Source organism: uncultured Algibacter sp., assembly GCF_963976535.1.
Classification (GTDB): domain Bacteria; phylum Bacteroidota; class Bacteroidia; order Flavobacteriales; family Flavobacteriaceae; genus Algibacter_B.
This window is the reverse complement of the sequence record NZ_CAXBLF010000044.1, coordinates 1-15,630: the sequence shown is the minus strand read 5'-3', so window position 1 is coordinate 15,630 and position 15,630 is coordinate 1. Positions and strand designations below refer to the sequence as shown.

Annotated in this window: 15 protein-coding genes; all 15 read right to left on the bottom strand. The window is 32.5% G+C overall.

From position 1 onward, the window contains the following. Window positions 1–291: 291 nt before the first annotated feature. Window positions 292–600 (bottom strand): DUF6122 family protein, encoded by a 309-nt coding sequence (locus AAC024_RS11690; protein WP_339895595.1) that lies wholly within the window; start codon window positions 598–600, stop codon window positions 292–294. Continuing rightward, window positions 600–1,223, bottom strand: coding sequence for a WbqC family protein (locus AAC024_RS11685; protein ID WP_339895594.1), 624 nt, complete (start codon window positions 1,221–1,223; stop codon window positions 600–602). Before AAC024_RS11685 ends, AAC024_RS11690 begins: the two co-directional genes overlap by 1 nt. Further along, complete coding sequence (locus tag AAC024_RS11680; RefSeq protein WP_339895593.1) at window positions 1,220–1,993, bottom strand: M15 family metallopeptidase; 774 nt, start codon at window positions 1,991–1,993, stop codon at window positions 1,220–1,222. Before AAC024_RS11680 ends, AAC024_RS11685 begins: the two co-directional genes overlap by 4 nt. 50 nt (window positions 1,994–2,043) lie before the next feature. Next, window positions 2,044–3,627, bottom strand: coding sequence for a signal peptidase I (gene lepB / locus AAC024_RS11675; protein WP_339895592.1), 1,584 nt, complete (start codon window positions 3,625–3,627; stop codon window positions 2,044–2,046). 65 nt (window positions 3,628–3,692) lie between these two features. After that, the gene (dapB, locus tag AAC024_RS11670) at window positions 3,693–4,397 is read right to left on the bottom strand and encodes a 4-hydroxy-tetrahydrodipicolinate reductase (RefSeq protein WP_339895591.1); all 705 of its coding nucleotides are present in this window, start codon (window positions 4,395–4,397) and stop codon (window positions 3,693–3,695) included. Between the two features lie 38 nt (window positions 4,398–4,435). Continuing rightward, window positions 4,436–5,053: a DUF5683 domain-containing protein gene (locus tag AAC024_RS11665; RefSeq protein ID WP_339895589.1), complete on the bottom strand. Its 618-nt coding sequence runs from the start codon at window positions 5,051–5,053 to the stop codon at window positions 4,436–4,438. Further along, window positions 5,043–5,954, bottom strand: coding sequence for a ParB/RepB/Spo0J family partition protein (locus AAC024_RS11660; protein ID WP_339895588.1), 912 nt, complete (start codon window positions 5,952–5,954; stop codon window positions 5,043–5,045). The genes AAC024_RS11665 and AAC024_RS11660 overlap by 11 nt, the downstream gene beginning before the upstream one ends. Before the next feature lie 2 nt (window positions 5,955–5,956). After that, a complete protein-coding gene (locus tag AAC024_RS11655; protein ID WP_339895586.1) occupies window positions 5,957–6,721 on the bottom strand; it encodes an AAA family ATPase in 765 nt (254 codons plus the stop codon). 136 nt (window positions 6,722–6,857) lie between these two features. Beyond that, window positions 6,858–9,704, bottom strand: coding sequence for an insulinase family protein (locus tag AAC024_RS11650; RefSeq protein WP_339895585.1), 2,847 nt, complete (start codon window positions 9,702–9,704; stop codon window positions 6,858–6,860). A gap of 212 nt (window positions 9,705–9,916) precedes the next feature. Beyond that, a complete protein-coding gene (scpA, locus tag AAC024_RS11645; protein WP_339895584.1) occupies window positions 9,917–12,106 on the bottom strand; it encodes a methylmalonyl-CoA mutase in 2,190 nt (729 codons plus the stop codon). A 6-nt stretch (window positions 12,107–12,112) separates the two neighbouring features. Continuing rightward, window positions 12,113–12,796, bottom strand: coding sequence for a hypothetical protein (locus tag AAC024_RS11640; protein WP_339895583.1), 684 nt, complete (start codon window positions 12,794–12,796; stop codon window positions 12,113–12,115). After that, on the bottom strand, window positions 12,786–14,147 hold the full coding sequence (locus AAC024_RS11635) for a methylmalonyl-CoA mutase subunit beta (RefSeq protein ID WP_339895581.1): 1,362 nt from the start codon (window positions 14,145–14,147) through the stop codon (window positions 12,786–12,788). Before AAC024_RS11635 ends, AAC024_RS11640 begins: the two co-directional genes overlap by 11 nt. Beyond that, entirely contained in the window at window positions 14,140–14,463 is a 324-nt protein-coding gene (locus AAC024_RS11630) for a septum formation initiator family protein (protein ID WP_339895580.1), read from the bottom strand. The genes AAC024_RS11635 and AAC024_RS11630 overlap by 8 nt, the downstream gene beginning before the upstream one ends. Window position 14,464: 1 nt before the next feature. Continuing rightward, a complete protein-coding gene (udk, locus tag AAC024_RS11625; RefSeq protein WP_339895579.1) occupies window positions 14,465–15,070 on the bottom strand; it encodes a uridine kinase in 606 nt (201 codons plus the stop codon). 66 nt (window positions 15,071–15,136) lie between these two features. Then, window positions 15,137–15,630, bottom strand: a 494-nt coding sequence (locus tag AAC024_RS11620; protein WP_339895578.1) for a cytochrome c, incomplete at its 5' end; no start/stop codon positions are given.

Below are 15,630 nucleotides of genomic sequence, written 5' to 3'. Positions count from 1 at the left end.
TTAAAATTCGTAGTTTCTTCGATATTTCAAAACTTTGCGTCTTAGCGCCTTTGCGTGACAATATTTTCAGCAACATCAAGCTATTTTTCTCTGCGAATCTCTGTGAAAACTCCGCGAACTTCAGCAAATCTTGGTGTAGTAGTTTTTAGTTTCAGAAATCAGTTAGTGCTTTTAACTTTGCGACTTAGCGTCTTTGCGCGACTAATTTTTTAGAATCTGAAAGTAATAATTGAAGTTCGAATTTCTCCGTCCATCTCTGTGAAAAATCCGCGAACTTCTGCCTAACAACTTTCACATAAGCCAACAATCCAAAGCATCAGAAATAATATGAATTACTAAACCCAACCCAACCAATCGAGATTTCTTCGGAATAGATAAAAACACGTAAAACAGAATAGCAAAACTAGAGTGTAAAGGATGATAACCAATACTACATCGGTTGGGGTCGAACATAGGAGTTGCTAATAAATGATCTAAATCAATCAACATTCCTGCAATCATAATAAGATAAGCATACTTCCAATTCGATTTAAAAAATAGTAAAGCGACAATGAGTGGTAATAAAAAATGACAGCCATAATGAATAAGTGTTTGTGTCATTACAGGGATATTATTGTTTGAGACTCTAAGTAATTCAAAGCATTAGGGCCTTCATTAAAAAGTAAATCTAAAATGCTTAAATTAGGAATAAAACCATATTTGTTGTTAAAAACTTGCGTGTAAGTTTCAAATGTATAAGACACTTCCTTTTTAGCATTTACTAAGTATCTAAAATCTGTTTTATCCTCAATAATTTTTTGAAATGTTTCTGTTCTTGATATGTTCAGTTCCAATTGTAAACAATCACAAATCACTTCAAAACATTTCATATTAAAATCTAAAAGAAATTCTGCTTTTTCAGTAAATAAATGTTGAAGATCATCTTCATAATATTCAAAAAAAGGGGATGTTCTATAGGCGGAAAGTAACGATTTCCAATGTGAACTTTGCCAATGGTCTTGATTATAGATTTTAACATCTCTGTATTTCTGGCGATTATTTTGTGAGTGAATCACAGGAATATTTAGACCTAACTTTCCGTTGGCGCCATAAATGTACGCCCGGTTTCTATAGGTTTGCTTCAAAAAATTATCATCCATTTCTAAAACAACTTCATTTGCATTTACAATAGCAACGAAGTGCACTAGATTAGGAAAATAAGTTGGGTGTATAACAATTTTCATTTCTGTGAATATGTTATTCGTTTAGATTTTTCAGAAATACCATTGACATAATTGGGAATAATATGTAATTCTTTTGCTAATTCAGAACCCTTAAAACCTAATATGTCTGAATAATCCACGTGTGTATTGTAATAACTAAGATATTTACTTGCTAATGGTAGGTAAGACCAATGCCAGCGTTCTAAATTATAACCTGTTCTTCCTGTATTTTTATCTGTATAAACTTGGTAAAAACCATAGCTGTTTGCATTTTTCAAAAGCCATTTATATGCTTTTGCGCCTTGACCTTTTTCAAAATAGGAATTTGCGAAACTATTCAAGTCTATATCTGTTCCCCAGTGATGTCTGGATGTTGAAGGCATAGAACTATACTCTAATATTTTTTTTGCTCTCTCAATAGGTTCTAGTTTTTTGTGTTTTTTCCATTTTCGTTCCCAAATAGCTTTTTGCTCATCAAAATTTCTAGTCCCAGAAATGATTTTTAAAGTTATTCCATCAGTTTTAGCTTGATTGAACATCCTTATAAAAGTACTGTAAACTTTTTTATTTAGGTATAAATTTTTTGAAGCATGAACAGCATTTGCTTTTGTGAAAAGCTCATGATTTCTGTAATCAAACTTACCTAAAACAAAATTTTTAGTGATAGCTGTTTCATTTATGGAATCTAATTTTACATTACAAATATTAGAGTTGCTATGTAAACTCGTTCTATTCTGACTAAACGAAGCAGACGAAATAAATACAATAAAGAAAAACCCTTTAATATTCATAAATATGCTTAGTCTTTAAAAGGTGAGTTTAAGCAAAAGTAGATTAAAGTTTATTTGCTTACTTTTTTGCGCTGTCTCCATTTGTTGAACCCCATCCAACCAAATAATAAAACCAAAAAGGGTATAAGGTATGAGGTGGCCTTTCCACTTCCGCTAACGGTTGTGAAGAAGCGTTCCCAACGTGGATTTTTAATACCATCCCAACTCATCCAAATAAATACAGGTTTACCAACTACATGATCAAACGGCACGAATCCCCAGCGTCTAGCATCAATCGAGTTGTGACGATTGTCACCCATCATCCAATAATAATTTTGTTTGAAGGTATAAGTGTCTGTTACTTCACCATTAATTAAAATTTGATTGCCTTTAACTTGAAGAGTATTGCCTTCATATTCTGTAATAACACGTTTATATAAAGGTAAAACTTCTAAATTAATAGCGATGGTTTTTCCTTCTTCAGGAATATATAAAGGTCCAAAAAAGTCAACATTCCAATTGTAATTTGGGTCATGTGGAAAAATATCAGAATCTCTTACACCTTTTTCTTGTTTATTCGGTGTTATGCTAGCAACATTTGGGTGATTCTTAAACTTAGATAAAGCTTCATCAGAAATAGCTGAAAAATAATAGGTATTCTGGCTGTTCATGATGCCAAAACCATCAGTAATATCATAGCGATCTTTAATGAACTTAGGATTAAACTGATTTGTTTTTGGCTGCACTAGATAACTAAACTGTAAATGCGCTCTATCTGGTAATTCGTTTTTCTTTCCGTTAATATAAACGTAGCCATTTCTAACCTCAAGAGAATCTCCAGCAACACCAACACAGCGTTTAACCAAGTTGGTCTTTTTATCAATAGGTTTGTAATAGTTTCTATCTGGTTTAAAAACATTCATATCCTTTAAGGTATCCGCTGGCTGATTGAAAACGACAATTTCATTTCTATCAATTTTTTCAAAACCAGGAAACCTTAAATAAGGAAGTTGTAATTTGTTTTTCCATGACGTTTTACGTTCTTCAAAATGATCATTAAATAAGTATGATTTTTTATTTAAACCAGGGATTGTGTCATGAACCATAGGCGCTCCAACTGTTGTCATTGGTACTCTTGCGCCGTAATGAAATTTACTTACAAAAAGAAAATCGCCTACAAGTAGTGATTTTTCAAGTGATGAAGAAGGAATCGTAAACGGTTGCATAAAATAGGTATGAACAATGGTTGCCGCCACAATAGCAAATAAAATAGAACTTATCCAATCACCACCCGACGTGTTTGGGTGTAAGCTTCTGTTTTCAATATAATTTACATCAGCTACATAATTGAGATAATAGTTGTAAAACCCGAGTGTTATAACAGCTAAAACAGTATCCAGAGTTGTGTTTTTTCCAAAACTTCTAGCAGTTTCAACCCACACTACAGGAAGCATAATAAGATTTACAATAGGTAGGAACAATAAAATAATCCACCACCAAGGGCGGTTGATGATTTTCATTAATACGATACCATTATATACAGGAATAAAGGCTTCCCAGGCTTGTCTCCCTGCTTTAATATATAATTTCCAAGTACCTAAACCATGAATTACTTGAATTATTAAGATGAATATAAACCATTGTGTCCAAGTCATAATCTCAAAATTTTAATTTTTTGTTAGTAGTAACAGCGTTTGTATTGTTACAGGTTTATTGAATGTTAACCAATATTTAACACATCATTCATGGTGAAAATACCCGTTTTTCCAGCGATCCATTCCGCTGCAACAACTGCGCCCAGAGCAAAACCTTGTCTGGTATGTGCAATATGTTCTATGTTTATGGTATCTACTTCGCTTTCGTAGGTTACAGTATGTGTTCCAGGAACGTCATTAATACGTTTTGCAACAATTGGAATTGTGCTTTTTCCATTTTTGTCAAGCTTCCAGTTATCATAACTGTCATGCTTTTCAATAACACCATTAGCCAAAGTAATTGCAGTACCACTTGGTGCATCTAGCTTTTGTGTATGATGAATTTCTTCCATAGAAACATTATACTGCTTTAAAGCACTCATCATTTTTGCAAGTGTTTTGTTGAGTTCAAAAAAGATATTCACACCTAAACTATAGTTTGAAGCATAGATAAAAGCCCCTTTTTTTTCTTTACATAAAGCAACGGCATCATCATATTTATCCAGCCATCCAGTAGTTCCAGATATAACAGGCACATTATTATTAATACAATTCGAAATATTATTAAAAGCCACTGTTGGAATACTAAAATCTATAGCAACATCAGCCTTAGTAATATCGTAATCTTTATCATCTTTATCAATAGCCAATACTACATTATGCCCGCGTTTAATGGCAATCTGCTCAATGGTTTTCCCCATTTTTCCGTATCCAAGTAATGCTATGTTCATTTGTGTTTATGTATGGTTTGCTTAATGTCCATTATGCGCTAAAATTTAAAATTTAAAGTTAATCCTATATTGCTTGTTGCATCAAGTTCATTTAACTTATAATGTGGTGATAAAGATAAGTTTTCATCTACGTTATATTGTAATAAATGTGCATCTACATTAGCATCAATAATATTTAGGGCATAGAATCCAAGGGTTACTAATAATGAGATTTCTTTATTTCTGCGAAATAGTTTTTGAGCGTCTTGAAGCCGATCTGTAGATACTCTAGGTGTGGTTAATGGAGTGCCCTGAGAATCAAAATAAAATTCATCATCTGTAAAGCCTGCAAGTCTTCTTTTGTAGGCGTCCCGATATCTAATATACTCTTTGTTGTTATTTATATAAAAATAAACGCCTGTACCTATAGCACCATAAACGATAGGGATTTTCCAGTACTTTTTATTGTAGGCTTGTCCTAAACCTGGAAGTATAGCCGAATAGAAAGCAGCTTTAGCAGGCGATAATGGGTTTATAGGTTTACTGGGTTCAATAATTGAATCGATAAAAACTTCTTTTGGAAGTTCTTTTTTTTGTTTTTTCTTCTTGTCTTGTGCGAAAGAAGAGAAACAAAGTAAGCATGCTACTATTCCTGTTATAAGGATTTTATTTTGCACCTTGAACTAATTTTTTAATACGATTAAAATCTTCTTCTGAATGAAAAGGAATCGTAATTTTTCCTTTGCCATTTTTAGAGACTTTAACGTCAATTTTATGTCCAAAGTATTCAGAAAATGCAGCAATGCCTTTTTTAACAAATTTTGGCATGTCTTCATTTACTGATTTTTTTGAAGTGTTTTCAGTTTGTCCTGTGGTATTGAAATCACGAACCAGGTTTTCAGTTTCTCTAACCGAAAGTTTGTTAGATAGTATTTTTTCGTAAATATTTAATTGTATGGTTTGGTCATCAATAGCAATTAATGCACGCCCATGACCCATGGAAATAAAACCATCACGCATTCCTGTTTGGATAATAGGGTCTAGTTTTAATAATCGTAAATAGTTAGCTATGGTAGAACGTTTTTTTCCAACACGCTCACTCATTTGCTCTTGTGTTAAATTGATTTCGTCGATTAAACGTTGGTATGATAAGGCAATTTCAATAGGGTCTAAATCTTGACGTTGAATATTTTCAACCAAAGCCATTTCAAGTGATTCTTGATCGTTAGCAATTCTAACGTAAGAAGGAATTGTTTCTAAACCTAATAATTTTGAAGCTCTATAACGACGCTCACCAGAAACGAGTTGATATTTGTTTAATCCTAATTTTCTAACCGTTATAGGCTGAATAATACCTAATTCCTTTATAGACGAAGCTAATTCACGAAGGGATTCTTCACTAAAATTTGTACGTGGTTGAAACGGGTTAACTTCAATAAAATCAACATCTAATTCAATAATATTACCTATTACTTTATCGGCGTTTTTGTCTTGTACAGATTGAATGTCGTTACTTGGGTCTTTTAATAGTGCTGATAAACCTCTTCCTAAAGCCTGTTTTTTAGTTGCCTTAGCCATAATTAAGCGTTTTTATTGATGACTTCTTTTGCCAAACTTAAGTAATTGTTAGCACCTTTACTACTTGCATCATAATTAATTATACTTTCACCATAACTTGGTGCTTCACTGAGTCTTACATTTCTCTGAATGATAGTTTTAAATACCATATCGTTAAAATGTTTTTGTACTTCTTCAACCACTTGATTAGACAAACGCAAGCGCGAATCGTACATGGTTAGTAGCAAACCTTCTATATCTAATTCTGGATTATGTATTTTTTGAACACTTTTTATTGTGTTTAATAATTTACCCAGACCTTCTAGTGCAAAATATTCGCATTGAATCGGAATAATTACCGCATCAGCAGCAGTTAGCGCATTTAGGGTTAATAAGCCTAACGATGGTGCGCAATCAATAATGATGTAATCGTATTCATCCTTGATATCTTTTAATGCTTTTTTTAGCATGTATTCGCGTTCGTCTTTATCGACAAGTTCTATTTCAATAGCTACTAAATCGATATGAGAAGGAATAATATCTAAGTTAGGTGTTTCGGTGCTTATAATAGCCTCTTTAGCTGTATTAGAATGCTCTAAAAGTTGATAAGTTCCTATATCTACAGATTCTACATCTATTCCTATTCCAGAAGTTGCATTTGCTTGAGGGTCAGCATCTATAAGTAATACTTTTTTTTCTAGAACACCTAGTGAAGCTGCTAAGTTTATGGATGTTGTCGTTTTTCCAACACCGCCTTTTTGATTAGCAATTGCAATGATTTTACCCATTAAATGATTTGGTTTTATTAAGGGCAAAAATACGATTATTTACGAGGAATAAAAACCGAACTTGTTAACAGTTGATTAAACTAATAAAGAAGCTAGAAATTGCTTCTTTATTAGTTTTTAAATATATAAGTTAAAACTATATTTCTGGGTTATGTATACCTATAATAGCTCCTTTAGTTAAGTATTTTTTGGCAACATTTTGTATGTCTTCTTTAGTAAGGTTAGTTACCTTGTTTTCAAATTCAAAAACTTCTGATGGGTTTTTAGATTCATAATCAACATCTTTAATTAAACTTAACCAGAATTTATTTTCTTTAAGGTCTTCCTTGTGTTCTAAAATTTGAGCTTCTTTAACTTTTGCCAAATCTTCATCTGTTGGTCCATTTTCAATTATTTTTTGAACCTCAGCTAAAGCTGCAGTTTTTAGCTTATTTACATTTTCTGGTCCACAAGGGAAACTTATAGTAAAGTTATACCAACCATAAGGTATTTTACTAATACTAGCTCTTGCTCCAACCCCATAAACACCACCTTCTTCTTCTCTTAGTTTTTCAATTAATTTTATAGTTAACACCTCAGAAAGGCTTTTTAGTGCATACGCTTCTTCAGCATTATATTCTGTTTCGCCTTGATATCTTATTTGAACAGAGCTTTTAGGGTCTGTGCCTTTTTCAACTATCTTTTCATGCGCGCCACTTAAAGGTCTGTAATCAGTTACTTTGTACATTTCTTTAGAATTAGTAGTAGGTAAATTAGCTAAATATTTTGCACTATATTCTATCAATTTTTTCTCGTCAATGTTACCTACAAAGTAAAATTTAAAGTCGCCAGCATCTGCAAAACGCTCTTTATACTTTTGGTATGCTAAGTCATAATTTGCCTCATCTAATTTTTCTGGGGTTGGAAACCCTGTATATCTTGGGTTTTTACCATTCATGAATTTGCCCATTTCAATTTGAAAATATATTTGAGGGCTTGCTAATAAATTACCTAAAAAGGCTTTTTGCTTATTTAAGTAAGATGAAAATGCTTTGTCATCTTTATTTAAAGCAGTAAAATATAAATGTGTGAGTTGAAACAGTGTTTCAAAATCTTTAGGTGTTGAAGATCCAGAAAACCCTTCACTGATATTGCTTATACTTGGTCTAACATTAACAATTTTACCAGAAAGCATTTTACCCATATCTACTTTGTTAAATCCATTAACCCCAGCTTCAGTTAACCCACGGTTAGCAAAAGTTGTAGCCTTAAATTCTTCATCAGAATACAAAGATGTACCGCCATAACTAAATGCATCAAATAATATTTCGTCGTTTTTAAAATCTGTTATTTTGTAAGTTACTGTAGCTCCATTACTTAAAGTTAAAGTTGTAGTTCCCAACTTTTCATCTTTTACCATGTCTGTTATTCCACCGATTGCAGGTAAATTTGTAATTAAAGAATTTGCCATTTCAGCGTCGTCATAAGGCTTTAAATCTGTATTCTTTACAGTATTTAATAATTCTGTTATTTGATCTTCAGTTACTTTAGTTACACCTTCTTTTTCAGGACCTGTTATTACTACAACACGGTTATTTTCTTTGATGTAATCAGTGATTAGATTATTAACCTCATCAAGTGTTATAGTTGGTAATTGGGTTTTATTAAAATTATATTCCCACTCAATTCCTGGAATCGGATCATTACTTAAAAAGTTTCTAACATATTCTCCAATAATTCTCTTAGATTCAGTTTTATCTTTGTCTTTAAATGATTTTTCTAAACGTGAGATAATATCTTTTTTTGCTCTTTCAAATTCACCAGAATTGAAACCAAATTTTCTTACTCTTTCGTTTTCTTCTAATAGCGTTTTTAAAGCATTTAATTGCCCTGTTTCACTTGTCATAGCAAACGATTGATAGGCGTCTTTAGTTTTAGCCCAAGTACCTCCATGATACGAATAACCATAAACGAAAGGCGGGTTTTCACTGTTTCTTAATTCATCTAAACGATTATTAATCATTTGAGAAAAAAGAGATTCTATTATAGAGTGTCTGTATTCATTTAGGGTTTTGTCTTCTTTACTAACGTCGTTGTCTTTAAACATAATTTGAACCCTAGAAAACATGGCTTCTTTATCAGATTCAATAGCTATAAACGTTTCTTCATGATTTGGTAAATTAAATATTTCTCTTGGTCTTGGATTTTCTGGAGATGGAATTTTACCAAAATGCATTTTAATTTTTTCTTCAAGCGTTTCAACATCAACGTCTCCAACTGCCATAATCGCCATTAAATCTGGTCTGTACCAGTCTTTGTAAAAACGCTTAATGCTTTCGTAATCAAAAGTTTCTAAGTTTTCTTTTGTACCAATAGGCAGTCTTTTAGCATATTTAGAACCATATAAAACTTTTGGTAAATATTTTTGCATCATGCGCTCATCTGCTCCTTTCCCAAGTCTGTACTCTTCTAAAACTACGCCCCTTTCATTATCTATTTCTTCATTAGTTAATAAAGCATTATGTGCCCAATCTTCAAGTATTTGGAATCCTTTTTCTAATTTTTCTGGGTCTTCACTTGGTATTGGTAAAATATAAACAGTTTCGTCAAAACTGGTATATGCATTTAAATGTGCGCCAAATTTTACTCCAATACTTTGAAGATAATCTACCAATTCATTTTTCTTGAAATTTTTGGTGCCATTAAAATTCATATGTTCCATAAAATGGGCAAGACCTAGTTGGTCCTCATCTTCTAAAATAGAACCTGCTTTTACAACTAATCTTAATTCTACTTTATTTTCTGGTTTATTATTATTTTTTATGTAATAGGTAAGGCCATTACTTAGGGTGCCTATTTTAACTTCAGAATCAATAGGTATATCTTTTGATACTTGTTTTGTAACTTCTTCAGTTTTATTTTGTTCTGAAGCAATAACTTTGTTTTGTGAGTTACATGCTAATAGTGTAACCGAGAGTCCAAGTATAAATAAAATTTTTCTCATAATGTTGTTTTTGTTTATAAGACAAATATACTGATTTGTAAGAAAATAATTTGATTGATTAAAAATTTAACATAAAATTAATTTTTAAATATAAGAATTCCCCAGATGCTCACATTGGAGGTATAAGAGGAGAGTTTGAATACGGTTGATTTTCATGAAATGTTTCAGCGTTCTTCCGTTGAAGACCTCTACGACTCTGCCTCTAGGATTATTTAATCAATGAGAATTTCCAAAATCTTAATGGCTGCGTCACTAATTTTTGTCCCTGGACCAAAAACGGCTATAGCACCTGCATCAAATAAATACTGATAATCTTGTTTTGGGATGACACCACCAACTACAACCATAATATCATCACGACCATACCCTTTTAAAGCATCAACAACTTGCGGAACTAAAGTTTTGTGGCCAGCTGCCAATGAGGATACACCTAAAATATGCACATCGTTTTCAACTGCTTGTTTCGCTGCTTCTTGTGGGGTTTGGAATAGTGGGCCAATATCAACATCAAATCCTACATCAGCATATCCAGTAGCAACTACTTTAGCGCCACGGTCATGACCATCTTGCCCCATTTTTGCAATCATAATTCGAGGGCGCCTGCCATCTTGTTCTGCAAAAGTATCAGCTAGTTCTTGAGCTTTCTTAAAGGATTTGTCGTCTTTTATTTCTTTACTATACACGCCGGAAAATGATTTTATTTGTGCTTTATAACGCCCGAATTCTACTTCCAAAGCATCACTAATTTCTCCAAGTGTAGCACGTTCACGAGCAGCTTCAACAGCTAAAGCTAATAAATTATAATCCTCACGCATGTGGGGATCTTTCGATTCAATTTGTTGACCTTCTTCAAAATCTTTATGTATCGAATTTAATGAATATTTAGCCGCTTTAGTTAATTTTGATAAAGTAGCTTTAACTTTCTCTGAATTTCTTACAGCTTTAATTGTGTTTAATCGCTCTATTTGAGAATTTCTTACGGTTTGGTTGTCTACTTCTAGTGTTGAAATGGGGGCTTCCTCTTCAAGTCTGTATTTATTAATACCTACAATAATATCTTGCCCAGAATCAATTCTAGCTTGTTTTCTTGCAGCGGCTTCTTCAATTCTTATTTTGGGAATGCCTGCTTCTATAGCTTTGGTCATGCCTCCTAATTCTTCAACTTCTTCAATTAACGACCATGCTTTTTGAGCGATATCATGAGTTAATTTTTCAACATAATAACTTCCGGCCCAAGGATCAACTGCTTTTGTGATTTTAGTTTCTTCTTGAAGAAATATTTGGGTATTTCTTGCAATTCTTGCTGAAAAATCAGTTGGTAATGCAATAGCTTCGTCTAAAGCGTTTGTATGCAAACTTTGTGTGCCGCCAAAAGCTGCTGCTGCTGCTTCAATAGTTGTTCTAGCAACATTGTTAAAAGGATCTTGCTCAGTCAAACTCCAGCCCGAAGTTTGGCAATGTGTGCGTAAAGCTAAAGATTTATCATTTTTAGGATTGAATTGTTTTACCAATTTTGCCCAAAGCATTCTGGCAGCTCGCATTTTTGCAATTTCCATAAAATGGTTCATGCCAATGGCCCAGAAAAAAGATAGGCGAGGGGCAAAGGTATCAATATCCATGCCTGCTGCTAATCCTTTTCTAATATATTCTAAACCGTCGGCTAAAGTGTATGCCAACTCAATGTCGCAAGTGGCACCTGCTTCTTGCATGTGATATCCAGAGATGCTAATGCTGTTGAATTTTGGCATGTTCTTACTGGAATATTCAAATATATCTGAAATGATTTTCATTGAAGGTGTTGGTGGGTATATATACGTATTACGCACCATAAACTCTTTTAAAATATCATTTTGAATCGTTCCAGCCAATTGTTCTGGTTTTACACCTTGTTCTTCTGCTGCAACTATATAAAATGCCAAGATTGGTAAAACGGCACCATTCATGGTCATAGAAACCGACATTTTATCTAATGGAATCTGATCGAAGAGGATTTTCATGTCTTCAACCGAATCGATGGCTACACCAGCTTTTCCAACATCGCCAACAACACGCTCATGATCTGAATCATATCCCCGATGCGTCGCCAAATCAAAGGCGACAGAAAGTCCTTTTTGTCCAGCAGCTAAATTTCTCCTGTAAAACGCATTACTATCTTCGGCGGTAGAAAAACCAGCATATTGTCTGATTGTCCAAGGTCTGCGAACATACATGGTACTGTAAGGGCCTCTGAGGTTTGGCGTAATTCCAGCTACGAAATTCAGATGCTCTAACCCTTCAATATCTTCTTTTGAATAAGTTGATTTTATATCAATATCTTCAGCAGTTCGAAAAGTTATAGCTTCTGACTTTTGACTTTTAACTTCTGACTTTATTTCGATATGTTGAAGATTTCTTCTGGTCATTACATCTTAGTGATTATGTCCAGCATGAGGATCGGTTTCTGGCATTGGCGGCACTTGATTAAAGTCCACTTTCTGTTCTGGTTTCTCTAAATTCACCTTAGAGAAATTTATATTAAACATTTTAGCATAATATAAATCTAATGCCACATACATAGCTAAATTTTTGTCGTTTAATACGTTTCTGTATTTAGTTGTTAATGGTGCTCCAAACAGTTTTGGACTCATGCTATTCGTTGTTATAAGAGCATCGAAAGTGTCTTTTAGAGCTTTGTCTTGTATATTATTTGAAATACAATTTACGGCAGTGCTATTGTAATTTAAATAACTTTTTGAATTATTTGCATCCCATAAATTGGCTTCATTTTTTAAAGCTTCAAATACCTTAACGGTATGTTTTGAAACGATGTCCTCTAGTTTTAATCTGCCAAAAACAGAATTTCTTATTATTTGCGAATAAGCTTGTTCTAATCTGTAATTTTGATTTCCTTTTTTGTAATGATTTATGATGTCATCTTCAAAAGAATAAAGGGCTTCATTTAATAATTTTGAATTGGCACCTTCGCAAACAAAAGCCATAGGTTTATCAGCGTATTTGAAATCTGAAAAAACACTTTTATTTTTGCAACTAAATGCAGTAAAAAATAATAAACAAGTGATAAGGGTGATGTTTGAGTTCGTTTTAATTTTCATCTTTTAATCGTTTTTGTTCTAATTGTTCTGACAATCGTTTTTCTATTATAGGTTCAATTAATGTTTTTCTAGAATTGGTTTTAACAAAAGGATAAAGTTCTAATTCATTTTTCATTTTATCGTTAGTGTTTGGGTGCTTGTTGGAACCCAATAATACTTCTTCGCCGTTATCAAATTGTTGTTGCTCTGCAGACGCACTTTCTTTAATCTTTCTTTGGACTGTTCCAGCCTTAAGCTGACTTAAAAACCCGCCATTACTTTCAATATCTTTAAATACTTCGAGGGCTTTTTCTGAAAGTTGATTGGTAATGCTTTCTATATAGTACGCTCCATCAGAAGGGTTGTTTACTTTATCAAAATAACTTTCGTGCTTTAAGACTAATAATTGATTTCGTGCAATGCGTTCGCCAAATTCATTGCTTTTATGATAAATACTATCGTAAGGTAAATTCATTATGGTATTTGCGCCTCCAAGAATAGTACTCATACACTCCGTAGTGGTGCGTAGCATATTTGTATTGTAATCATATAAAGTTTTGTTTCTTTTGGTTGGAGTGACTATAATATGGCAATCTGTATTCACTTTATACTCTGAAGCTAATACTTTCCATAGTTTTCGTAAAGCTCTTAATTTTGCTATTTCAAAAAAGTAATTGGTACCAACTGAAACATTGAAAATAACGTTTAACGATTGTAATTTGTTTTCAGTTTTCTCCAATACATTTAAATACTCATTAGCATGTGCTAGGGCATAGGCTAGTTGCTGTACCATGTTAGCACCGGCATTTTGATAAAGTGACCCATTAACGCTAAAAGAATTGGTGTTTTTTATGATGCATTCAAAGGATTTAAAATCATCGTTTAAACTTTTAAACCAATTTCCAGTTTTTGAAAGCTGCCCGATAATATCTAAATGAATTTTAGCATCGGGAACTAGTTTCAGTATTTGTTTTACATAGCCTTCTGAAAGGAATTGAAGTTCAAAAAATAGAATCGTTTTTTCTAGATTGATGTGCTCTATTAAATTTTTAATTGAAATATCATCCGAATGAATTATAAATTTAATGCTATCTGCACCTCTTTCAATAATATCAATTGCTTTTAAATTTGATTTTTTAATATCTGCAACGAAGATGGATTGGCAAATTTTCCATTGCGTTGCCTTTGTATTTGAAATGTTTGGGCGTTTATCAAAATCATCAGCATGATAAAAAGGTTTTACATCAATATCTTCATTGGTTTTCCAAATAAGCGTATTGTTGTAATCAGCTCCTTTTAAATCGAACTGTATTTTTTGTTTCCACTGTTTTGACGAAACAGAGTCAAACTCATCAAACAAATTGTTATTCATTATTTTTTGTTTTTAAGCTATCTTCATACTCAATAATGTAAATTTCTTCATTATCTCGTTTCATATAATATTCTTCTCTTGCAAATTTCTCTAATCCTTCTTCTGTACTTAGCTTTTTTAAGTCTTTGTTGTCCTTTGCAATTTCTTTTTTATAGTATTCTTTTACATTTTCTAAATCTTCAATTTCGGTGTTTAGTTCATGATGAATAAGCCATGAATTGGCATCAAAAAACAACATCCAAACAGCAAATACAACTAAAATAAGTATAAATATGTTTTTAAAAGGTTTTAGGTATTTGTTTTTTTTGGCTGCCATATTATAATTTTTCTGTTATTATAGTTCTAACTATATCTATTGCTACTGTATTGTGTTTATTGTTAGGAATTATGATATCTGCATATTCTTTCATAGGTTCTATAAACTGATTATGCATGGGTTTTAGTGTGTTTTGGTAGCGTGTTAAAACTTCATCTATATCTCTTCCTCTTTCAGAGATATCTCTTTTTAAGCGCCTTATTAAACGTTCGTCACTATCTGCATGAACAAATATTTTAATATCAAACATTTCTCTTAATTTCGGATTTGTAAGTATTAAAATACCCTCAACAATCATCACTTTTCTGGGGTGAGTTAAAATGGTGTCTCCCGTTCTATTATGCTTTACAAAAGAATACACAGGTTGATGAATGGGTATGTTGTTTTTTAATTCTTTTAAATGAGCTACTAGTAAGTTGAAATCTATAGACCTTGGATGGTCAAAATTAATCTTAATACGCTCATCATAAGATAAATGCGAGGTGTTTTTATAATATGAATCTTGTGATATTACACCAACTTCACCTTCTGGAAGTTCATTTAGTATTTGGTTTACAACAGTGGTTTTACCACAACCTGTACCACCTGCGATTCCTATAATTAGCATGAATTGTTGTTTAATTAGCTTTCTACAAAGTTAGTTAAATGTAAAATAATTTGTAGAGAATTGCACTTATTTTTTAATCTTTGAAACGTCTTCTTCAGTAACTATTTTGTTGTTTTTGTTTCCCCAGCTATTTGTAATATAATTCATTACATCTGCGACTTCATCGTCACCTAAACCTAAAGCATCCATTTTGCCGTTATAAGTTTTTCCGTTTACAACAAGTGCTCTTTCTTGGCCATATTTAATACCTCTAATACTTTCTTCTTGTTTTTGCATGAGATAGTCTGACTTTGCTAATGGTGGATAAATATTTTCTACGCCTTCACCGTTGGGCAAGTGGCACGTGATACAAAAATCAGTATAAATTTCACTGCCTCGTACAATGCTTTCTTCTAAAGGATCTGTTTGCTGCGTGTAAGTATTTGTATTTGACTTGAATATGAATAATGATGCGATGGCTAAAAAGCAAATTATGAATAATTTCATTTGTAGATAGTGTCTGGAAGGAAACAGACGATTTTTATAATTTGAATTATTTTTGATGTCATTTTTGTTTAGTT

What these genes read in the sequence shown, in the direction of transcription:
- AAC024_RS11685 (WP_339895594.1), bottom strand. Translation starts at nt 1,223, where the DNA reads ATGAAAATTGTTATACACCCAACTTATTTTCCTAATCTAGTGCACTTC.
- AAC024_RS11635 (WP_339895581.1), bottom strand. Translation starts at nt 14,147, where the DNA reads ATGAATAACAATTTGTTTGATGAGTTTGACTCTGTTTCGTCAAAACAG.
- AAC024_RS11655 (WP_339895586.1), bottom strand. Translation starts at nt 6,721, where the DNA reads ATGGGTAAAATCATTGCAATTGCTAATCAAAAAGGCGGTGTTGGAAAA.
- AAC024_RS11630 (WP_339895580.1), bottom strand. Translation starts at nt 14,463, where the DNA reads ATGGCAGCCAAAAAAAACAAATACCTAAAACCTTTTAAAAACATATTT.
- udk (WP_339895579.1), bottom strand. Translation starts at nt 15,070, where the DNA reads ATGCTAATTATAGGAATCGCAGGTGGTACAGGTTGTGGTAAAACCACT.
- AAC024_RS11640 (WP_339895583.1), bottom strand. Translation starts at nt 12,796, where the DNA reads ATGAAAATTAAAACGAACTCAAACATCACCCTTATCACTTGTTTATTA.
- AAC024_RS11680 (WP_339895593.1), bottom strand. Translation starts at nt 1,993, where the DNA reads ATGAATATTAAAGGGTTTTTCTTTATTGTATTTATTTCGTCTGCTTCG.
- scpA (WP_339895584.1), bottom strand. Translation starts at nt 12,106, where the DNA reads ATGACCAGAAGAAATCTTCAACATATCGAAATAAAGTCAGAAGTTAAA.
- dapB (WP_339895591.1), bottom strand. Translation starts at nt 4,397, where the DNA reads ATGAACATAGCATTACTTGGATACGGAAAAATGGGGAAAACCATTGAG.
- AAC024_RS11690 (WP_339895595.1), bottom strand. Translation starts at nt 600, where the DNA reads ATGACACAAACACTTATTCATTATGGCTGTCATTTTTTATTACCACTC.
- AAC024_RS11660 (WP_339895588.1), bottom strand. Translation starts at nt 5,954, where the DNA reads ATGGCTAAGGCAACTAAAAAACAGGCTTTAGGAAGAGGTTTATCAGCA.
- AAC024_RS11650 (WP_339895585.1), bottom strand. Translation starts at nt 9,704, where the DNA reads ATGAGAAAAATTTTATTTATACTTGGACTCTCGGTTACACTATTAGCA.
- lepB (WP_339895592.1), bottom strand. Translation starts at nt 3,627, where the DNA reads ATGACTTGGACACAATGGTTTATATTCATCTTAATAATTCAAGTAATT.